Here is a 21,023-nt window from a genome sequence, read left to right on the forward strand (position 1 = left end):
TATTCTATTTAACATGCCCATTAAGCCATTCTGTAACCACATTCAAAGCGTCAGGTGCAAAAGTTTCTTCCAGGTCGCCATATTCAGCTACCGTACACAGCTTACAGTGTTGAAAAAGGTGATTTACACCCTGTATTTCCTTTACCACATAACCGGTACTCTTACTTTTTTTTAAAGCGGCTTCAATACCCGGCAAATTCAGCGATGCTACCACCTGCACATCCTCAGATCCGTTCAAAGCCAGGTATTTACAACTGAGTTTTTCTATGTAAGCCGCCGGATCGGAAGTAATCATATACTTCATCCAGCTACCCGCCAGGTTACCTGCTACTTTCTTCATCAGCATTCCCGCCTGCATATCACTAAATATACCTAAAGAAGCAATAGCAGAATCAGGCGTACTCTGTTTCAATTTGTTAAAAACCAGATTCGCCCTCCGGTAAATAGCAGCAGAATCCGATTCCAGGGTTAAAGAATCCATTACCTCCCGTATAAAACTTTTATAAAAGGCTACTCCGTGGGCCGGCACCCCTTGCTGCGTTAGTATTTTTTCGTTCTGCTCTGCCATCAGCACAGAGCCTCTTACCCCAGGGCCAGCCAGACTTATAATATAATATACATCAGCCGGGCGCTGTACTGCAACAATATTCGCAATCAATCCACCTTCACTATGCCCAATAAGGCCTATCCGGGCCGCGTTTACTTCTTTCCTGCTTTTTACATAGTCAATAGCCGCTTCCACATCTCTGGCAAAATCCTGAGAGGTTACCCCCTCCAGTGTTCCGGTAGTTTTACCTACACCACGGTCATCAACACGTAAAACCGCATATCCGTTTTTGGTAAGGTAATCGGCAATTACTGCAAAAGGCTTGTGCCCCCGGATAGTTTCATCCCGGTCTTCCTGCCCGCTGCCAGTAATTAAAATAGCAGTAACAAACGGACCGCCTTTCTTCGGATAAGTAAAAGTGCCTCCAAAATGCACGCTTTTATCGGCATTGTCGTAACCCACTTCCTCACTATTATAATTAAATGGTGCAACCGGTTGCTGCGGCCGCAACTCCGGGGTTTTAATAAAGGTAATAGGTAATATAGCCGCACCCTGTAGCCAGGAACCGCTGATGGCTGTATCGCCTGTAAGCTTACCTTTAAAATTAACGCGGAGCGGTTTTACCGTAACCACCACCGTATCAGCTGCTAAAGCAACCGACGACAGGGGTATGCCAAAAGCATTTTCACGTGGGCTATCAAAAGTGCCCGACAAAGAATCGCCTGTTTTTTTAAAATGAAACACCAGGGTGGCCTGTCCACCAAACCGCCCCACCCATTTACCGGCAATATTTGCCTGCTGCGCATACAAAGCCGTAGTGGCCACCGTAATTACTATTAGTAATATCCATTTTTTCATAAGCTCATTTTTGTAACTGCTCAATCTGGCTTTTTCAGGCACAACCAGTATTAAACAAATGTCTAAACACCCGCTAATATCTCCAAATTGGCCTTTTCAATTACCCTTATTTCTTATAGAGTAACTAAAACTGCCAAAAACGGACGTCATCCCTCAAAATTTTATGAGTCGCTCCCCATAAAGTGCATTTTTTACCAACGAAATGGTTCGGATAAACGGTTATTTACCCCAGTAAGTGGCAAAATTTTCTCATATAGTGTTTTTTTGTTTTTGTTTTGTAGAATTTAAGTTCTATCTTTCCATCCTGCAACCAAAGCTACTGTGCAACCAAAATTGCTGTTTCCGTTTAAGCGGAGTTTTAAAACTGTTTTGAGACCGTTCGTCACAACTGCTTTCGCCGTTCCTCACTTTTAATCAAACGATTACACACTTTGTGATTTTTTTAAGGAAAACCTTCCTTCTCACGCCAGGACTGCATTCCAGCGCCCTTCCATCTTTTTTCAGCACATTTTAATTACCACTCATCCTAATTAATATTCCCTCTGGTGTTCCTTTATCACAATTTGATTGACTTGTGTGCCTCCCCGTTCTACTTTTGACTTGTCAATTCAACAGAAAGAAACGACAAACCAAATCAAAAGAAACTATCTATAAAATCTTAACTCACAAGCCATGAAAAAGTTATTTATCGCCGCTTTGATGGTTATTGCAATTTCCGCTAATGCTTTTGCAGATAACACAAACATCAACACGAAAGTGCTGAACCATTTCCAAACTCAGTTTGAAGGAGCTTCTAATGTACACTGGAAAACAGGCGAATCATTTGTAAAAGCGTCTTTTGTACTAAACAGCCAGAAAATGGAAGCTTTTTACGATGTAGACGGTGAATTAATCGGTACCAGCTACGCAGTAGCCAACGAAAAATTACCTGTACGTGCAGCTAAAACCATTGCAGAAAAATATGCTGCCTATCAGATTCAGGAAACCATTGAGTTCGACAATGTAAGAGATGGATTAAACTACTATGTTTCATTAGTAGGCGCCCAGTCTAAAATAGTTTTACAGGTTAGTGCACAAGGGGAAGTATCTGTTTTCAAGAAATCCCGCATCTAACAGTTTATAAGTTTTGTTGCAAAATCGGTAAAAAGGCTCCTATACAGGAGCCTTTTCTGTTATAATATGTCACATACGCTTGTTAAACAGTACGTTGCTGCTGCAGCATATCATAGATAGTAGCAAACTCACCCTCAGTTGCCAGATCTTTCAACAGTCTGTCCAAACGGTCTCGCAATTGCTCGCCACACCATCTGCGTGTATAACCTGGCAAACCATACCCACGTATATCTATAAATTCCCAGGGGTGAAAATACAAACACACATACCCATCGTTCCGTAAAGTTTGCAGCGTCAACATCTTAAATACCGTATAAGGTGTGTTTTTAAACAATAGCCAGAATAGCGGAATACGCCAGCGTGGAGAAACCGAAGCAGGTAAACGTAGCATCCCTTCTTCCCGGTACAACGTGCGTGGTTTGTGCCGGTTATCATAACGGCCTGGTATCCAGGTGGGATTGACAGAAGAATCGTACAGATAGCCGGCTTCCTCCACATCCTTCATGGCTACCGGCCGCATGCGCGGCATACGAAGTCCATAAACAGGCTTACCGGTTATTTCTTCCAGCTTTGCCCGGCTTTGCAGCAAATGTGGCACTTCAAAATCGGTATGAAAGTATGTATGCGAGGCTATCTCATGTTTTTCACTTATTTGCCGGATATCGGAAGCATATTCGTTCGCAAAATTAGCAGTAGTAAAAAAAGTGCCTGTAAAGCTGCTCTGAGCATCAATTACCTGCATCATTTTCTGCAATCCCTCGTATCCAACACGCATTTGCGCCGCCACACCAATAGCGTGCTGGTACTCCAAAGGCATATCAAACTCCTCCACATCAAAACTAACCAGAATCAAGCGCTGTTTACTCATGAAATATTCGACTCTTTAACAATGTATATGGGGCGTTTTTTGCTTTGCATAAACAGCTTGCCCAGGTATAATCCTATAATACCCAATATCATCAATTGCATCCCGCCAAAAAATGCAATAGTAACAATAATAGAAGCCCAGCCAGAAATTACATGCCCCATCCAATAGCTGTATAAAACATAGGGTATGTACAGTAGTGCCAGTAAAGAAAACACAAAGCCCAGATAAATAGCAGCGTATAACGGCTTGGTACTAAATGAGGTAATGCCTTGCAGCGCAAACCGCATCATTTTCTTAAAAGTGTATTTGGATACACCCGAATTTCTTTTCGCAGGATCATATTCTATTCCCAACTGCTTAAAACCACTCCATTTTACCAGGCCCCTGAAAAACAGGTCAGATTCCTGAAAGTTCCGTACCACCTCTACTACATTGCGGTTAAGCAGTCGAAAATCAGCCGCACCTTTTTCAATAGTAATATCCGATAAACGGTTAAGCATAGAATAAAAGGCATTGGAAGTAGTACGCTTAAAATAGCTCAGATTTTCATCTTCCCGGCGAAGGGTGTATACCACATCGTACCCCTCTTCCCATTTCTGCAGCATAACCGGTATCAGTTCCGGTGGGTGCTGCATATCACCATCCATACTGATAACACAGTCGCCGTCTGCCATATCCAAGCCAGCTTTTAAAGCAGCCTGGTGACCAAAATTCCGGGAAAAGGAAATATACCGTACATGCTTATTTTCTGCGGCCAGCCGCCGGATAACATCGGCTGTACCATCTGTACTGCCATCATCCACAAAAATGGTATTATAACGGTAAGGCAGCACTGCAAATGTATCGCGAAGGGTTTGCGACAGCAACACTACATTGTCTTTCTCATTATATACCGGAACAACAACTGATACCAGTTTTGTCATAGCTAATCATAAACTCTTTTGGGGTGGAAAGTATTAAAAGCTACTTCCTTAATCAGCAAGCACCAGATAATAAATGCAGGCAATGCCTTTAAAGCATAAGGCCTTACAAAGTGATTACGTATATAAGACGGACATAAGTCCGTAGTAGCCAGACTGGTTAAAAACAACGAGAATACCAATACTGCATTTACCCAACCGGTTTTCTCTTCCTGTAGTATGTACCACAGGCTTATACCAATAGCAGGAATAATATAAGTTACCGATTCTGCGGAAGAACTGTAAATAACAACTGTAATTAATACCAGCGCCAGATAACGCAACCGGTACTCCGGAGCTTTGTATTGCGAAAACCGCAAAAGTGGCAATGCAAACAGTACCGCAGCAGGTGCCAGAAAAATCAGATCGCCTATAGCCGGGTTCTGTGTTATCCTCCGCACAATGCCCGTTACAGAAATATCCTGTAAACCACCGGCAACAGACACAACCGCGTTAGCCGCATCTTTGGAAGAAAGACTTTCCCACCACCCCTTGTAGCTGTCAATTACAAAAGAAGGAGAAGATATTATCATGGGCAGGCAGAACAAAACCACCAGCCACATAGCAAAATATCCTATAAACTTTAGCTTATGATTACTGAACAGAAAAAAGGTAAGCCCCGCAACACCATACAGTTTGGTTAAAAAGCCAAATGCAATAAAGAAAGTTCCCCACAGCTCATTCTCCTTTTCAATCATTACAAAAGACAGTACTATCATACCCGCAACCATCGGGTTGTATTGCACATGATGCGTTGCCGACATTAACTCAATGGCACAAAGCAGCAGAATACCATAAAAAAGCTTCTGATCAAACCCCAGTTTCTTAATAGCATAAAACAATACCCAGGCATTTACCAGGCTCCATAATAGTACGCCAGCCACATCAGGTAGTATAGCAAACGGCGCAATCAGCACCGCGAAAAGAGGACCGTAGTGGTTTAAGTCGTTATATTCTGCAGGATAAAAAGCATACAGATCCGTTTGATGAACAGAGTGCCAGAACACATTTTTGAATATGATATAATTATTAATGGAAGAGCGCGACAACTCAAGTAAAACTGCAGTAAGCGCCAGACCAAACCAGATAAGAACGGGCAAAGCAATACTAAATTTACCAATGCGAAGCCTGGAGAATAAAAAGTTCATGTTAACAAATATATAGGACAAAGAAATGTAAATAAGACCGCTCAACACTCTTAATCGATATTTAAAGTGTTAAAAATGGGCTACTTTTGCTCCCTAAAATTCTGAACGATGAGTAAAGGTCCTGTTTCGCAATTTATACAGCATCATTTCCGCCATTTCAACGGTGCGGCACTGATTGATGCTGCCAAAGGGTATGAAACACACCTGGCCGAAGGTGGTAAAATGATGATTACCCTGGCCGGAGCCATGAGTACAGCAGAACTCGGTATTTCTCTGGCAGAAATGATACGTCAGGATAAAGTACAGATTATCAGTTGTACCGGCGCCAACCTGGAAGAAGATGTAATGAACCTGGTTGCCCACAAAAGCTATAAACGCGTTCCCAATTACCGCGATCTTACTCCTCAGGATGAGTGGGATTTGCTGGAAAACCATTATAACCGCGTTACCGATACCTGTATTCCGGAAGAAGAAGCTTTCCGCCGTTTACAGAAGCACCTGGTAAAAGCATGGCAGGATGCAGAAGCCAAAGGCGAGCGCTACTTTCCGCACGAGTTTCTGTATCAGGTGGTATTAAGCGGCGATCTGAAGCAGTATTATGAAATTGATCCGAAAGACAGCTGGATTGTAGCTGCAGCAGAAAAGAATATTCCGATTGTGGTTCCGGGATGGGAGGACAGCACTACCGGTAACATCTTCGCCAGCTATGTTATTAAAAACGAACTGAAAGCTTCTACCGTTAAAAACGGTATTGAGTATATGGTTTGGCTGGCTGATTGGTACAGACAAAACAGCAGTGGTAAAGGCGTTGGCTTTTTTCAGATTGGTGGCGGTATTGCCGGCGATTTCCCCATTTGCGTAGTACCTATGATGTATCAGGATCTGGAATGGCATGATGTTCCTTTCTGGGGTTATTTCTGTCAGATTTCAGATTCTACTACTTCTTACGGCTCCTACTCCGGCGCAGTTCCCAACGAAAAAATTACCTGGGGCAAACTGGACATTAATACCCCTAAGTTTATTGTAGAAAGTGATGCTACCATTGTGGCGCCACTCATTTTTGCTTACCTGCTGGGTCAGTAATATAAACTAAGAGAGGATACATTATGACAACCAAAGTAGAAGAGATATACCTGGAGGCGGAAGCTGATATAAGAAACAGCAACTACCATGATGCCTTTCAAAAACATGAAAGCATCATATACGAAGAGCCGGATTTTGCGCCTGCCCACAATTCTATTGGCTGGTTGTATAAAACACAGTTTGACAATTACGAAAAGGCGGAAAGGCACTTTTTAACGGCCATGAGTAGTGACCCGTTATACCCGCATCCGTATTTTCACCTCGCCAGTTTGTATATAGATCTTGAACGTATCAACGATCTCCGGAAGCACCTGGAGAAGTGTATGAACATTGTTACCGTTGATAAAGCGTGGGTACACTACCGTTACGGTATGGTAGCCGAAATGCAGGGTTATTACGAAGAAGCTATTAAAAACTATCAGAAGGCCATACTGCACAGCTTTAGCAACGAGAAAATTAAAGACTATCAGCTGGATATGGAGCGTTGCCGCACCAAGCTTGACATTATTGAATTAATGAAAGCGGAAAAGGCAGGTGACGGTACAGCATCTGCAGACAAATAAGAAAGTTAAACGTAAAATGAAATAAGACACCATACCACACGGTATGGTGTTTTTTTCTCAGGTAGCCTAATAACAAACCCAGCGGAAACAGCCATAGCAGCGATACGGAGTTCAGATGCATGGCCGAAAAAATAACCGCTGTAATAAACACCACCCTCCGCTCATCGGTAACATCTTTAAAATAGTGGTACAGCACTCCTCTGAAAGCAAGCTCTTCAAATAAGGCAGGCATAAAAGCTACCGAGTAAATCATTACCAGCGTAGGAGAAAAATAGCGATGAAAACTGCTGTAATAATGCACCCCGGCATTTCTAACCTGTATAGGCAACTCAGCAATAATTCTATGGGTAATAATAGAAAAAACAACAGCCATGCCTATGCTTAGCAATGCCATACCCAACTTCAGGTGCCGCAGTGATAATACAGGCCGCAATGCCTTACGGTTAGCCACTACAAAACAGGTGGTAATAAATGCCAGCAGCAACTCCATAAAAAAAAGCCGGTCGTACGTAACAAACCAGTTGGTATGTTTTATCAGCAGGCACACAAAAAGATAAAGGGCGTAAAAAATAACGCCCCATCTTACCTTTTCATTATTAAAAATATCTGCCTGCTCTTCCAATCTGCTTTATTTAAGCGGAATATCTCTCTTCAGCATGTTATCACGATTAGCCATATCCCATGCAGTAAAAAATACCAGTTTCGCACGTTTCTCCATCTGCTTAAAGTCAATCTTATCCACCGTATCACCAGGCATATGATAGTCTCTGTGAGTGCCGTTAAAATAGAAGAGAATTGGAACGCCCTTTCTGGCAAAGTTGTAGTGGTCTGAACGGTAATAAATACGGTTCGGATCTTTAGGATCGTTGAATTTGCGGTCCAGCTCCAGCTTTACATAATTATTGTTCACACTATCAGTAATAGGCGTAAGCTCACTGCTTAACTTGTCATCACCTATAACATATACATATTTGGTAGAGTCTCCTTTGTACTGAGGATCTATACGACCAATCATATCAATGTTCAGGTCAACCGTCACCTTGTCCAGGCTCAACGTAGGATGGTCGGTATAATATTCACTGCCCCACAAGCCTTTTTCCTCACCGGATACAGTCATAAATGCAATACTTCTACGTGGGCCGGCACCTTTGTCTTTGGCTTTTACAAAAGCCTGCGCCAGCTGCAATACAGCAGTAGTACCAGATCCATCATCGTCTGCTCCGTAATAAATAACATCACCTCTTTTACCAAGGTGGTCGTAGTGGCCGGTGATGAATACATATTCCTCTGCCTTGTCCGTTCCGGGCAGAATACCAATTACGTTGGTGCTCTCCAGCTGCAGTGTTTGCTTCTTCAACTCCAGTTGCATATCAACCGTAAAGTTGGTAGATAAGGAGTGCCCACTCGCAATCATCTCATTCAAATCGGTAGATAAACCTTTCGCAACCGCTTCCAGCACAGGCGCATTAACCGTAATAACATTAGGCCCCTGCGCAAGAAAAACCGTAGGCTTATTATACATGCCTCCTTTTAACGATACGCTTTTCAGCATAGCCTGCTGGTAAAATAAAACCAGTGCAGCACCGTGTTTGCGGGCATTGTTTACCTTGGCAAAAAGGCTCGCGCTGCGGGAATGCTTGTCTGTTCCGGTAAGCAGGTAATTACCGTTTTCCAGTTTAGGCTCGCCTTCCGCTATCAGCACCACTTTTCCCTTTACTTCCAGGTCTTTATAATCATCGTAAATAGAATCCGTAACACCATATCCTGCCAGCACAATCTCTTTTACTACAGCAGAGGTATCACGTATAGTTTGCAAGCCAATGCTGTAATCTTTACTGAAAGAAAGCGCAGTACCGTTTATGTTCAGCTTAGCAGCACTTAGCGTATCCATATACACCGGAAATGTTTGCTGGAAGCTTCCGTTGTTACCCGGCTGAAGGCCCAGGCGCTTAAATTCGCTCTCAATATAAGCAGCTGCTTTGCGTTGGCCGGCAGTAGCCGTTTCGCGGCCCTCCATGTCAGCAGAAGCAATAATGGTCAGTTTCTCTTTTAAAGCGGAGGCCTTCACTTCTTTGGAATAGCGCACCGCTGTTTTGTTCTTTTGCGCAGCAACGCCTGTAGCAGCGCCAGCCAGCAAAAGCACCATAAGCAGTTTTTGCATAGAATATTATGTTTAGTGGCAAGCTATTTTATTTACCCTGTCGCCATGTCTGCCACCTTCAAACGCCGTGTTCATAAAGGTAGTCAGTAAATCCAGCGCCAGTGGTAAAGCTATAAAGCGTGCCGGCATACAAATGATATTGGCATTATTATGTAAACGTATCAGTTTGGCCACTTCATTATCCCAGGCAAGCCCTGCCCGTATGCCCTGGTGTTTGTTGGCCGTAATAGCCACGCCATTGGCAGAGCCGCAATACAAAATACCAAAAGCAGCCTCACCACTTTCCACTGCAGCAGAAACCGGGTGCGCAAAATCAGGGTAATCTACAGAGCTGGTGGAAAAAGCGCCCAGGTCTTTTACCTGAATGCCTTTTTCCGTAAGCCATTTAATAGTGGCTTCTTTATATTCAAAACCGGCATGGTCGCTACCTATTGCCACAGGTTTAGACAAATCAAAACTGTTGTTCATAATATATTCAGATTATGCTTTTAGCTCCACTCTTCTTTTTCCTTTTGTTGCTCTTCTTTGTAAACACGGGCAGAAACAAGCACCCCTATTTCATACAAAGTAAACAAAGGAATAAATACCAGCGTTTGACTAACAAAGTCCGGACTGGGAGTAATTAAGGCAGCCACTACCAGAATAACAATAATGGCATATTTGCGGGTCCGTCGCAAAAAAGAGGGAGTTACAAGTCCTATTTTAGTAAGCACAAAAGCAAGCACAGGCAACTCAAAGGCAATTCCGCAACCTAAAATGATATTGGTAAGATTATCCAGATAATCACTCAGTGTAGGCCGGGCAATCATCAGATTCACATTACTGATATTAAAACTGGCCAGAAAATTAAACGTAAATGGTCCCAGAATAAAATACCCGAAGGCTGCGCCGGTAAAAAAGAAAAAAGAAACCCAGAAAATAGCAAAACGGGTGCTTTTCAATTCTTTATCGCGTAAAGCAGGCCGTACAAAACGCCAGAATTCCCAGAATATATAGGGGAACGCCAGCATAAAACCACCCACAAACGCTATGGTAAAACTGCTCAGAAACTGACCGCCAAAAGTAGTGGTTTGCATTTCCACCTTTACCGGAGGCAAACAAAGGGCTTCGCCCAGGTGCGCCCAGTGGCTGAAATCGCATAAAGCCTTGTAACTCACAAAATCAGGGTTAATAGGCCCTGCTATTACGTTGTCAAAAACCCATTGTATATTCAGAAATATAACAACCGCCAGTACCAGTATTACTATAACACAACGAATGATATGCCACCGTAAAGCTTCAAGGTGGTCCACAAAAGACATCTCCGCTTTACTGCTGTCACCTCCCCGGGAAAAAATACTTGCCATGAACTTCAGATAAGATGTTAAGGTGTGCGAAGTTAGCGTAATACTTTCATCTTCACCGTTTCTATACGGGTATCGCTCACCTTCTCAATATCAAATTCGTAGTGGTCGATAATAATGCGCTCCTTACGGGTAGGAATGCCGTTATGAGCGTTGATGATATAGCCCGACAGTGTTTCTGAATCCTTTTCGGGGAAGGTGAGGTCGTATTTTTCACTAAGATGGGCCAGTGATAACCTGCCGGAGAATATAAACTCCGTTTCAGAAAGCTGCTGCTCGGCAGACTCTTCCGTATCGTATTCGTCCTTAATATCACCAAACAGCTTTTCCAGCACATCTTCCATGGTAACAATGCCAGCCGTTCCGCCAAACTCATCCACCACCCAGGCAATGGTTTTGCGCTCTTTAGAAAATTTGCTGATGAGGTCTGTAGCACTCATGCTTTCGGGTACCACGGGAATAGGCAGCAATACCGCCTCAATATCTTTGGGCTTCTTAAAAAGGTCAAGCTGGTGTATATAACCCATAATATTGTCAATATTATCTTTATATACGACCATTTTACTCAGTTTGGTTTCAATAAACCTTGCGCGTACCTCTTCAATGGTGGCATGCATTTCAATACCGTCAATTTCAGTGCGGGGTACCAGACACTGCCGTATTTTAACATTGGGCAGCGACAGGGCGTTCTCAATAAGGTCGGTGGTATTTTCCAGCGCATCCTCATCTACCTCGTAGCTCTGCTGCATAAACGCCTCCAGATCTACCTTAGTAAACGCCTCCGATTTTTCCTTTACCCGTATGTTGAAAATGTTTTGCAATACCCAGGAGGAAATACCCACCAGCAGGGTAGCCAGTGGCTGAAACAGATTGTAAAACAGATTGGCTACCGGTGCAAAAAAAATGAGCATAGAATCGTTACGGCGACGAAAAACTGCCCGCGGCAGAAACTCGCTCACCACCAGCGCCAGCATAGTGGCAAATAAAGAGTTTACCCCCAGCTTAATCCATGGATTGTTAATACGCACATGCAGCAACTCGGCAGCAGAACTGCTAACCAGCTGGCTGAATAGTAAACCGTACACCACCAGGCAAATGACGTAACCTATTAAACAGGTACTCATAAAAGTGGCCGGATTATCCATAAAGCGCGAAAGAATAATACCGCTGCGGTGGCCCTGCTTTTTCTTCAACTCAATGTTCAAACGGTTGGCGCTGTTAAACGCCAGTTCTATACCGGTAAAAAAGCCGGCGAGCACCAGGGTACCTAAAAGCAACAACAGTGTTTGCAGGTTTGACATATACCGAAAATAATATAAAACTGTCGTAAATTAAGGAACGAAGCTGGTAGAATCCTCCACCTTCAGCAGACCAGACGCATCAAACAAAGTCCATTCCTTAAAATTCTGATCAGCTTTCATGCCAAAACGGCCATCCAGTTTTTGATCCGGCTGGCGAATGGCCACAGGTTTGTCTGTATAAAAAATCTGCCGGTTCTGGTCCCACCACAGCTCATTTGTAGTAAGGGTATCATGTTTTATCCGGTTAATTACTATAACGCTATCCCGCAGCAGCACCTTACGGTCATTCTCTGCAAAAGTGCCGTATTTAGCAAATAAGGTACTTTCTACTGCCAGCGTATCGTTATAAAAATCTACATGCAGTGTATTAGGAAACACGGTACGCGGCGTATCCATCATATAACGAAGCATTACCGGCGCAGTTAATCTTGCCTTGGTTTTGCTGTCCTGGCTTAAAAAACTTTCAATCTTAATGCCTTCTTCCACCCCCGTTTTCTTTTGCCCCAGCGCCCGGACTTCGTTGATATTGTTTTCACATCCGGCAACCGCAGCTACCAGCAGCAATATCCAGATGCTTTTAATAGTAAGCTTCATATACTATCAGCTATTATGTTCACTTATTGCATACAGCCCTTTATAAATAAGATAAGGCTCTGCAAGAATATTGCTTTTCAGATGAGGCATAAAAAAATTCATATCCCCCCCGGTTAGCAATACGTTAAATTCTGTGTACTTCTCCTTATAAGCTTCGATAATACCGTCAATCTCTTTACTCATACCCAGTATTACACCGCTTAACATATTGGTTCTGGTATCGTACCCTACCAGCGGAAAATTCCAGTCAGGTTTTACCAGCGGCAGCTTGGCTGTGTATTCATGCATAGCCCGGAAACGCATTTCCAACCCCGGAGAAATACCACCCCCTAAAAACTCGCTGAATTTGTTTACAAAATTATAGGTAATGCATGAGCCCAGGCCTATTACCAGATTATGCTGTTGCGGAAACATATGCACTGCAGCCACTACCAGCCCCAGCCTATCGGCACCAATGGTTTCCGGTTTGCCTACCGGTGAAGTAACAGGCAACTTGCTGATATGGCTAAGCTTATGAAACCGGGTATGTTTTGCCAGCAGTTCCTCTATCGCAACATCATGGTTAATAACAGAAGAAAGTATGCTTTTGGCAGGCTGCCAGGTTTTTATCAGGCCTTCAATAGTGTCTGGTGTTCCATTTTCCAGCACCAGCAGATCTTTTAAATGCTCACCCTCAAAAACGGCACATTTAAGCCGTGTATTTCCAAAATCAAAGCACAGTGTTGTTTGCATAATCGCACTTTACAAGTCCAGGTTAAATCCTTTCAGTTCTTTAAAATGTCCGTTCAGTTGAATCCTCGCCTTCAGGTTTTCCATTCCACCTACAATGGGAATTACTTTCGACAAATGCCTTTTCAGGTATTCCAGCCGCTGATCTTCCTGTAATAGTTGTAACAGTTCATATTCCTCTTCCAATGACAAACCGGTATGGTGCGCTATATCATAGCTGATCAGATCCCTGTCATCCTTGCCAAAATTTTTATCTACCCGCAACAGGCTATGCAGGTGCCTCAGCAATTCCAGCACCTTACCCATGCGGTAACGGTTATGCGCAATATCGTTGTCGGGATGGTTTACAATGGCACCGCTGTATAGTTTATCCGGCACCTTCTGTACCACTTCCAGTATCCTGAATATGCTGGTGCCCCGGGTTTTAATATCCATTTTCCCATCATCATACACCTTGGTTATTTCCGTAATAGTAACCACGGTACCCATCTCCAGCATTTCGTTGTTCATTACCGTAGGAATACCAAAGGGCTTGCCCTCTGCATAACACTCCTGAACCAACTGCTTATACTGCTCTTCAAAAATATGCAGGTTCAAATTTTCTCCCGGATATACTACTATACCCAGCGGGAATATTCTGATAAAATTGGTCATATTTCACAAGCCGGTCATAGCCCCGGCCAGTTGCGAAGCTATCATTTATTATTTATTACAAAAGTTTTCGGTTCTTTGAGCCCGTTTAAATCATCTGATTACATGAAAATAGCGGGTTTCACCATTATCAAAAATGCCATCCACAACGACTATCCCATTGTAGAGGCCATTCAGTCCATTCTGCCCGTGGTAGATGAGATGGTGGTACTGATAGGTGATTGTATAGATGAAACCAGACAGCTGATTGAATCGATGGGCGACAGCAAAATAAAAATATTCGATTCCGTGTGGGACCCTAACCTCCGCTCCGGAGGCGTAGTACTGGCCGTAGAAACCGATAAAGCTTTTCGGCTTGTTAGCCCCGATGCTGACTGGGCTTTTTATATTCAGGGCGATGAAGTAGTACCTGAAAGCAGCCACGCCGCCATTAAAGAAGCGTGCCGCAAATATAAAGACGATAAAAGGGTAGAAGGCCTGCTGTTTAAGTATCTCCATTTTTATGGCACCTACGATTACGTAGGCGATTCCAGAAAATGGTACGACCACGAAGTGCGTATTATCCGCAACGATAAAAAAATAACAGCTTACCGCGATGCACAAGGCTTTCGCGTAGGTACCAGAAAGCTGAACGTAAAACCCGCAAACGCATGGGTATACCATTACGGCTGGGTTAAAAGCCCCGCTCAGATGAAACGGAAAATGAAAGACGCAGCCAAATACTGGCTGAGTGATGATAAAGACCTGAATGAGTTTATGAGCTCCACCGACGTGTTTGATTTTAACGAGTTTGACTCGCTGAAGAAGTTTACCGGCCAGCACCCTGCCGTTATGCGTTCCAGAGTAGAAAAGCAAACATGGAAGGTAAACCTGGACATCAGCAAAAAGCGCTTTTCTCTAAAAAACAAGTTTCTGTACTTTATTGAAAAGCTCACCGGGGTAAGGCTGTTCACCTTCAAAAACTATAAAAAAATCTAAGCTTTTGCCCCGTGTAAAAGCTGGTACTTAAGAAAGGTATAGCGTGCATGTGCGCGTGCTATTCGCCAGCCGTCTTTACCATCCAGAAAGCCGCCTTTAAAAACATAGTTTTGGGTAAAGTTGAACAGGGGAGACAGCAGGCGTTTAAAGGGTGTAGCCTTTTTGCCTTTTAACCGGTATTTCTCCGCCATCAATGTGGCATATTTGTTCAACTTGCGCTGATAGGCTTCTATATCCGGTGAGGTATAATGATGAAGCGATCCACCCAAACGGTGTACTGCACCTTCTGTATTAAAAAGCAGCTTTTCATGCACAGGGCTGGTATCCCAGCTGGCATTGGTTCTGTTAAACAAACGATGCACCAGCCCCGATCCCTTACCCCATTCACCAAACCGTATGGCATGGTTGCCCAGGTAGTTAATGCGCCTGGTGGTATAAGAGGCGGTACTATCTTCCAGGGTTAGTTTATTTACTTCCAAAGCCAGTTCCGCATCTATATATTCATCAGCATCCAGGCTGAATATCCAATTGTGCTTTGCCAGTGTATTGCCATAGTTTTTGGTAGCGCCATATCCCTGCCACACCGTTTCTACCAGACTTGCGCCCGTAGCTTTTACTTTTTCCTGGGTACCGTCTATGCTGCCGCTGTCTATCACCAGCACATCGTCTGAAATCTGAAAAGAAGAAGCAATTACCTTTTCAATGGTGACTGCCGCATCCCGGCAAATAATCACTACAGATATTTTATCGTTTGCCATACACACGGGTAATTAAAAAGTAATGCCTTTGCCTTTAAAATCCAGCTTTGCATACTTAATAGAATTTTTCAGATAAGATATTTCAGGAAAAAGTCTGCGCTTATGCCCAAAGATGGTTTTGCGGTTGCGGTACAGGAAAAAGAAAAAAGGCCGGCTAAAGCCGGGTTGATGCTGCTTTTGTTCCAGCAGATTTAGCAGTGTGGACAAATAGGTTTTAACAGCCGGCTTTAAAGCCGGTATAGTGTAAAACAGCCGCAGCGTGGCATCCAGATCCAGTTCCTTTTTTTTGGAAGCCGCTGTTTTGCTGAAATAATTATTGTTGCCGTGTATACGATGGTACACCAGATAATCTTCTACAGAAACCACCCTGCCGTAACAGGTAGCCACTACCGCAATCCACCAGTCGTACGACATACCCGCCGGAATAGGTAGAATATGTTGCACCAGCGATTGCCTGAACAGCATATCATGCCCCATAATCTGGTTAAAAAACAACAGCTTTCTGGTATCATCACCTGAAAAATGATGCTGCAGCTTACTCTTTTTATAGTCCAGCTCCCCATTCTCCAACCGAACGGAACGGTTATGTGCCAGCACAATATCATCACCGGTAAAAGCCTGCAGCAGGCTACCTAGCTTTTTGGGAAGCCATATATCGTCCTGATCGCTGATGGCTATAAAGTCGCCGGTAGCCAGTTTCATAGCCAGTTCAAAGTTCCTGTTGTAACCCAGATTCTCTGCATTTCTGAATAAACGAATACGTTCGTCTTTCTGCTGCCAACGCTGCAGTTTATCCCATGTATCGTCTGTAGAACGGTCGTCTTGGATAATAATTTCATAGGGTGCGTACTCCTGTGCCGTAATAGAAGCAATCTGCTCATCTATAAAAGCACTGCCATTATACGTGCACAAAACAACAGAAATACGGGCATCACTCATACCAGGGGAATTGACTATCTGCGCAAATTAAATTCTTTATTACAGTTAAATTCTTAGACATTAGCTTTTATTTTTACCGGTATCTATTGTAACCAGATCATATGCACGTATTGTTTCTCACTTTCGGCGATAACTTATCCAATCACACGCAGGCTCATTTCTGCATCCATTCGCTGTTAGCTCAGAAACAGAATATCACCGCTATTCATGTTATGACGGATCTGCCGGACTTTTATAAAAGTCTGGAGCAACACATAGATATTATACCGATACAGAGCACCCTACTGGAGGAATGGGAAGGGCCGCACAACTTTTTCTGGCGCGTTAAAATAAAGGCCATTGAACAGGTTTGTGCGCAATACCCCGGCCAGCCTGTGCTGTATCTGGATACAGACACGTTTGCCTACCGCAGCCTTGCAGAGCTTGTACAGGAGGCTGCACAGGGCGTTGCCCGTATGCACGTACTGGAAAAAGCACTGCCCGATGCCACAAGCAAAACAGAAAAAAGAATGTGGCAGCAGATAGGCGGAAAGGTGTTTGGAGGCGTTACCATAACACCTGCACATGCAATGTGGAATGCCGGCGTTGTACTTACCCCCAACTCCGTTAACGGCAACGAATGCCGGATGGCGCTGGCGTTGTGTGATGAGATGTGCGCACAAAACGTAACCAGAAGATTAATTGAGCAGTATGCACTGGCAGTGGCCCTGAAAGAAAATTACCAGCTGAAACCCGCTGCGGACTATATTGCACACTATTGGAGTAACAAACCAGACTGGAACAGATTTATAGAACAGCTTTTTATACAGGCAGGCTTCAAACAATACAAGTTTAACCAAATCACAGACCTCATAGGTCAAACAAACTTTAACCAAATCCCGGTCACAAAAGAAATACCCAACACTAATACACGCCTGCAAAAGCTGATAAATAAATGGTTTCCACCACGCAACGTTTCGTATCTGAATAGTATCAGGTAGAAAATATTTGCGATACTTTCTGCGTTTAAATCCCGGATTTCGGCAATGCGGAAGTTTTATTTTTCAGTTACATTTGAATTTTACGTGCTTTTTCGTTTGGACAACGACTGTTATAAACCAGATTCCTTTATATGAGAATAGCTGCAGTGGTTATATTATACCATCCTGAGGATGAGGTAATTACCAATATCCAATCTTACGCCTCCTATGTAGAAACATTGTATGTATTTGACAACACAGAAAAAACTGCTTCGGAATTTCGCGACAAACTCAACCATTTACCAAACATCCAATTCTTTCACAGCGGCCGCAACGATGGCATTGCCAAAGTACTGAACGTTGCCGCCAAAATGGCTATAGCAGACGGGTTTGACTGGCTGCTTACCATGGATCAGGATTCCAGTTTTAATGAGGAAGCCATCCGCTACTACTTTAACTGCTTTCACAACTTTGGAAACAAAGCCACCACTGCATTCATTGGCCCCGCATTTGGAAGGGAAAACCTGCCTTCCACGCCGGATTGCGCTTCTGAAGAAGTAGAGGATACCATTACCTCAGGCGCACTGCTTAACCTGTCGCTGTTTAACGCAATTGGAGAGTTTGATGAAAATCTGTTTATCGACTTTGTCGATACAGAATACTGTGTAAGGGCTGCCATGGCCGGGTACAAAACAGTACAGCTTAAAAACATATACCTGCAGCATACGCTGGGTGTGTATGTAAAAAGAGCATCTCTGAAAACCCTTTTTTTGATAAAAAAGGAAAAACTGGTGCACTCGCCCATCCGCTGCTATTACAGCTATAGAAACATGCTATATATAGAAGATAAATACAAAACGTCTAACCCGGAGTTTTCTGTGCGGTTGCGCCCTTACGTAAAAGGCTATATTAAAAAGAATATCTTTTACGGCCGCGATGCGGTTAAAGTAATCAAACTTACCCGCCAGGCTATACGTGACTTCCGAAACGGTAAAATGGGTAAGAAAGAAGATTAATACAGAAAGAGAGGTTACTCCAGCACCAGATGCCCGTGCTTTTCTGCATCAAAAGGCGTTTTCCAGCGGCGGTGGCTCCATAAATAGTTAGCCGGCTGTTCTCTGATGCATTGCTCAATATGGCTGGCAAGTGCTTTGGTAATAGCGCCGTTGGGCATGCTTTTGGGCTCTGCGGTAAGCAGAGTAAGTGTGGCGCTGTAGTATCCTCTCTTCACTCGTTTAATGCACCCCATTACCACAGCGGCATCATTCATTTTCGCGTTCTTTTCCGGGCCGGTAACAAAAGAGGCCATCTTACCAAAAAAGGGCAGCCAGTAAGCCTGCTCTGCCGCACCGGCGTTCTGATCGGCCACCAGAATAAGGCAATGCTGCTTACGCAGATAAGGCGTAATTTCTCTTCTGAAATTGGAAGCAGCAATTAGCTTACTGCCAAAGCGGGTGCGCAAATGCACAAACATCCGCTCCATAATCTTATTGGAAATAGGCATGTACACCACCAGCTGATCAAACGGGTTGTTAAGGCTAAACGCCATGTTAGCTATTTCCCAGTTAAAAAAGTGTCCCAGGCTTATTTCCACTTTCTGCCCTTTGGCATATACCTGTTTCAGAACACTGGTGTCTACAGAAAGCCTTTTCCGCAACGCTTTTTCAGAAATGGAAAGCAGCTTTATGGTTTCAATAAAATTATCTGTGAAGTTTACATAAAACTCTCTGGTTATTGCCTCAAGTTCTTTATCCGTCTTTTCCGGAAAAGCCGTTTTCAGGTTAGAAAGCACCACATCTCTTCTGTAACGGATTACAGCATACAGCAGAAAAGCCGCAAAATCACTAAGCAGGTATAAAGCCCGGAACGGAAGTAACGATACCAGATATAAAGCAGAATAAACTATCCTATACATAACACACCACTAAACGGTAAAGGTACACTAACTGTGCAATAGAAGGTTGTAAAACAAACAGCCCGGAAGGTCACCTCCAGGGCCCGGAGCAGCAATTATGCCTGCTGCATATATTCTTTAATGCGGCCGTAAGCACTTTCCCAGGTGAACTGCTGCACCGTTTGGTTACCGGCCTTTGCAATGGCAATCCGCTTATCATCATTACGGATAAGGTCTGTTATAGCATTTGCCATTGCATCCACATCTCTTACCGGGGTAAATATACAATCCACTCCCTGCGTGCCATAATCCAGATGCCCGCCAGTAGCCGTAAGCACTACCGCACAGCCGCACTGCATAGCTTCTGCACGGGGCAACCCCCAGCCTTCCTCAATACTTGCACTTATAAAAATAGAAGAGCTGTTATAAATATCCCGCAGGTTCTTTGGCACATAGTGGTACGCCATCCACTCCGGTATCCAATCCGGCTTTTCAAACGTGCCAAACAGGGTTACCTCTAATTCGGGTATTTCCTTTTTCACCTGCTCCAGCGCACGTATACCATATACACTGCCCTTTATCTCCAGATCGTGATACAGCATGGAAACATGATGCCGCGGCCGGGTGGCTATAGGCGTTTCAATATAATAGTCTTTAAAATTGAGTCCGTTTCTTATTAATACACTCGGCTGGCCCAGTGATTCTGCATATTCCTGTAACCAAGTAGCTATTACTACTTTATTCAGTGGCATTTTCCAGGTAGCATCTACCGCCTCCTTATCTGTGCCATACCAGTCTTCATAATGCTGCACCAGGTAAAACTTTTTACCCTTCCGGTCAGGAAATGTATTTACCCACTCTGCCGTTTCCCAGGCAGTGGCAAACACTACATCTGCATCAGGTATGAACCAGTGATGCAGGTAGGGCACCACTTTCTCGCGCACCCGGCTGTCTAGCTTAAACCAGGCGTTTACAGAATACTGTTTCTTCAGCGTTTTGGTTAGCGCCTTTTTGCAAAGCCGCAGTTTACCCAGCCAGCCTTCTGCAAGTATCTTATTTCGTTTAAGATCGAAAGGATAAATAAGGGTAACGTCTATATTATCAGCCACCATTTTGTTGGCATACTCCAAAACAACCTTGTATCCCCCTGTAGGAACAAGCCCTCTGGCAGGCAATAAAAATGTAACTTTCATCCGGGAATAAGTTGCCATAAAGCTAACATTATTTGCCGGTAGCAGTTATCAAACAATTGTGAATTAAATGGTAAGCCTTCTGCCGAAAAAGCAGGGTTACTAAACGACAGCGCTCTTTTCGCGCTTCCACCAGCGGAAGCCAATGATACCCATAATGGCCAGCGGTGTAGCCATCAGATACAGGATACCGGCGTTCAGCCCCTTGGCAGGGCCCTCGCCCAACTGCATAGCTGTTTTGGTACAGATTGAACATTGTGCCTGCGTATAAAAAGGCAGCACCAACACCATCATCACCAGCAATAAAACAATGCCTTTCTTCATACCTGTGAATTAAGTATGCAAAGATACAAAACCTCTGGTTTGAGTAATCAGCAAGCCAAAAAA

The 21,023-nt window shown here is 43.8% G+C and carries 23 protein-coding genes; 6 read left to right on the plus strand and 17 right to left on the minus strand.

The genetic code is table 11. The features are described from left to right. Positions 1-4: 4 nt before the first annotated feature. A complete protein-coding gene (locus tag IEY13_RS27395; RefSeq protein ID WP_188958516.1) occupies positions 5-1,405 on the minus strand; it encodes an alpha/beta hydrolase family protein in 1,401 nt (466 codons plus the stop codon). Positions 1,406-2,077: 672 nt separating this feature from the next. Here IEY13_RS27395 and IEY13_RS27400 point away from each other — a divergent pair. Then, entirely contained in the window at positions 2,078-2,518 is a 441-nt protein-coding gene (locus IEY13_RS27400; protein WP_188958518.1) for a hypothetical protein, read from the plus strand. An 82-nt stretch (positions 2,519-2,600) separates the two neighbouring features. Here the strand turns inward: IEY13_RS27400 and IEY13_RS27405 are convergent, their stop codons facing one another. Genes IEY13_RS27405 through IEY13_RS27415 form a run of 3 tightly spaced genes read right to left on the minus strand, consistent with a single transcriptional unit; the run spans position 2,601 to position 5,493 of the window. Beyond that, a complete protein-coding gene (locus IEY13_RS27405; RefSeq protein WP_229688042.1) occupies positions 2,601-3,386 on the minus strand; it encodes a polysaccharide deacetylase family protein in 786 nt (261 codons plus the stop codon). Next, positions 3,383-4,309, minus strand: a complete 927-nt coding sequence (locus tag IEY13_RS27410) for a glycosyltransferase family 2 protein (RefSeq protein WP_188958520.1) — start codon at positions 4,307-4,309, stop codon at positions 3,383-3,385. Before IEY13_RS27410 ends, IEY13_RS27405 begins: the two co-directional genes overlap by 4 nt. A gap of 2 nt (positions 4,310-4,311) precedes the next feature. Next, positions 4,312-5,493: a glycosyltransferase family 87 protein gene (locus IEY13_RS27415; RefSeq protein WP_188958522.1), complete on the minus strand. Its 1,182-nt coding sequence runs from the start codon at positions 5,491-5,493 to the stop codon at positions 4,312-4,314. A gap of 108 nt (positions 5,494-5,601) precedes the next feature. Between IEY13_RS27415 and IEY13_RS27420 the strand changes: the two genes are divergently transcribed. Further along, a complete protein-coding gene (locus IEY13_RS27420; protein WP_188958524.1) occupies positions 5,602-6,576 on the plus strand; it encodes a deoxyhypusine synthase family protein in 975 nt (324 codons plus the stop codon). A gap of 23 nt (positions 6,577-6,599) precedes the next feature. Continuing rightward, a complete protein-coding gene (locus IEY13_RS27425) occupies positions 6,600-7,139 on the plus strand; it encodes a tetratricopeptide repeat protein (protein ID WP_188958526.1) in 540 nt (179 codons plus the stop codon). On the opposite strand, the gene IEY13_RS27430 is transcribed toward IEY13_RS27425, so the two are convergent. The 8 genes from IEY13_RS27430 to IEY13_RS27465 are packed head-to-tail and all read right to left on the minus strand — an operon-like array spanning position 7,081 to position 13,921. Further along, positions 7,081-7,761 (minus strand): CPBP family intramembrane glutamic endopeptidase, encoded by a 681-nt coding sequence (locus IEY13_RS27430; protein ID WP_188958528.1) that lies wholly within the window; start codon positions 7,759-7,761, stop codon positions 7,081-7,083. The two genes, IEY13_RS27425 and IEY13_RS27430, sit on opposite strands and share 59 nt — an antisense overlap. A gap of 6 nt (positions 7,762-7,767) precedes the next feature. Next, positions 7,768-9,300, minus strand: a complete 1,533-nt coding sequence (locus IEY13_RS27435) for a M28 family peptidase (RefSeq protein WP_188958530.1) — start codon at positions 9,298-9,300, stop codon at positions 7,768-7,770. Between the two features lie 12 nt (positions 9,301-9,312). Then, positions 9,313-9,768 (minus strand): ribose 5-phosphate isomerase B, encoded by a 456-nt coding sequence (gene rpiB / locus IEY13_RS27440; RefSeq protein ID WP_188958532.1) that lies wholly within the window; start codon positions 9,766-9,768, stop codon positions 9,313-9,315. Between the two features lie 20 nt (positions 9,769-9,788). Beyond that, positions 9,789-10,646: a twin-arginine translocase subunit TatC gene (gene tatC, locus IEY13_RS27445; protein WP_188958534.1), complete on the minus strand. Its 858-nt coding sequence runs from the start codon at positions 10,644-10,646 to the stop codon at positions 9,789-9,791. A 32-nt stretch (positions 10,647-10,678) separates the two neighbouring features. Then, complete coding sequence (locus IEY13_RS27450; RefSeq protein WP_188958536.1) at positions 10,679-11,944, minus strand: hemolysin family protein; 1,266 nt, start codon at positions 11,942-11,944, stop codon at positions 10,679-10,681. Between the two features lie 30 nt (positions 11,945-11,974). Continuing rightward, positions 11,975-12,538, minus strand: coding sequence for an LPS export ABC transporter periplasmic protein LptC (lptC, locus tag IEY13_RS27455; RefSeq protein WP_188958538.1), 564 nt, complete (start codon positions 12,536-12,538; stop codon positions 11,975-11,977). Between the two features lie 6 nt (positions 12,539-12,544). Next, positions 12,545-13,270, minus strand: a complete 726-nt coding sequence (locus IEY13_RS27460) for a type III pantothenate kinase (RefSeq protein ID WP_188958541.1) — start codon at positions 13,268-13,270, stop codon at positions 12,545-12,547. A 9-nt stretch (positions 13,271-13,279) separates the two neighbouring features. Then, entirely contained in the window at positions 13,280-13,921 is a 642-nt protein-coding gene (locus tag IEY13_RS27465) for an LON peptidase substrate-binding domain-containing protein (RefSeq protein ID WP_188958548.1), read from the minus strand. 102 nt (positions 13,922-14,023) lie between these two features. On the opposite strand from IEY13_RS27465, the gene IEY13_RS27470 reads away from it, so the two are divergent. Beyond that, positions 14,024-14,896 (plus strand): glycosyltransferase family protein, encoded by an 873-nt coding sequence (locus tag IEY13_RS27470; protein WP_188958549.1) that lies wholly within the window; start codon positions 14,024-14,026, stop codon positions 14,894-14,896. Here the strand turns inward: IEY13_RS27470 and IEY13_RS27475 are convergent. Together IEY13_RS27475 and IEY13_RS27480 are read right to left on the minus strand one after the other, a co-directional pair. Then, a complete protein-coding gene (locus IEY13_RS27475) occupies positions 14,893-15,654 on the minus strand; it encodes a glycosyltransferase family 2 protein (RefSeq protein ID WP_188958550.1) in 762 nt (253 codons plus the stop codon). The two genes, IEY13_RS27470 and IEY13_RS27475, sit on opposite strands and share 4 nt — an antisense overlap. A gap of 12 nt (positions 15,655-15,666) precedes the next feature. Further along, a complete protein-coding gene (locus tag IEY13_RS27480) occupies positions 15,667-16,593 on the minus strand; it encodes a glycosyltransferase family 2 protein (protein WP_188958551.1) in 927 nt (308 codons plus the stop codon). A gap of 101 nt (positions 16,594-16,694) precedes the next feature. On the opposite strand from IEY13_RS27480, the gene IEY13_RS27485 reads away from it, so the two are divergent. Together IEY13_RS27485 and IEY13_RS27490 are read left to right on the plus strand one after the other, a co-directional pair. Beyond that, positions 16,695-17,573 carry a hypothetical protein gene (locus tag IEY13_RS27485; protein WP_188958552.1) on the plus strand — a complete coding sequence of 293 codons (879 nt, stop codon included), beginning with the start codon at positions 16,695-16,697 and terminating at the stop codon, positions 17,571-17,573. A gap of 131 nt (positions 17,574-17,704) precedes the next feature. After that, complete coding sequence (locus tag IEY13_RS27490; protein ID WP_188958553.1) at positions 17,705-18,568, plus strand: glycosyltransferase; 864 nt, start codon at positions 17,705-17,707, stop codon at positions 18,566-18,568. A gap of 14 nt (positions 18,569-18,582) precedes the next feature. Here the strand turns inward: IEY13_RS27490 and IEY13_RS27495 are convergent, their stop codons facing one another. From IEY13_RS27495 to IEY13_RS27505, 3 genes are all read right to left on the minus strand, one after another. Continuing rightward, positions 18,583-19,467, minus strand: a complete 885-nt coding sequence (locus IEY13_RS27495) for a lysophospholipid acyltransferase family protein (protein ID WP_188958554.1) — start codon at positions 19,465-19,467, stop codon at positions 18,583-18,585. A 95-nt stretch (positions 19,468-19,562) separates the two neighbouring features. After that, positions 19,563-20,639, minus strand: a complete 1,077-nt coding sequence (locus IEY13_RS27500) for a glycosyltransferase family 4 protein (protein ID WP_188958555.1) — start codon at positions 20,637-20,639, stop codon at positions 19,563-19,565. Positions 20,640-20,738: 99 nt separating this feature from the next. Continuing rightward, the gene (locus IEY13_RS27505; protein ID WP_188958556.1) at positions 20,739-20,960 is read right to left on the minus strand and encodes a CAMCR motif-containing small membrane protein; all 222 of its coding nucleotides are present in this window, start codon (positions 20,958-20,960) and stop codon (positions 20,739-20,741) included. Between the last annotated feature and the right edge of the window lie 63 nt (positions 20,961-21,023).

The organism is Filimonas zeae (assembly GCF_014641615.1).
GTDB classification, from domain to species: Bacteria; Bacteroidota; Bacteroidia; order Chitinophagales; family Chitinophagaceae; genus Filimonas; species Filimonas zeae.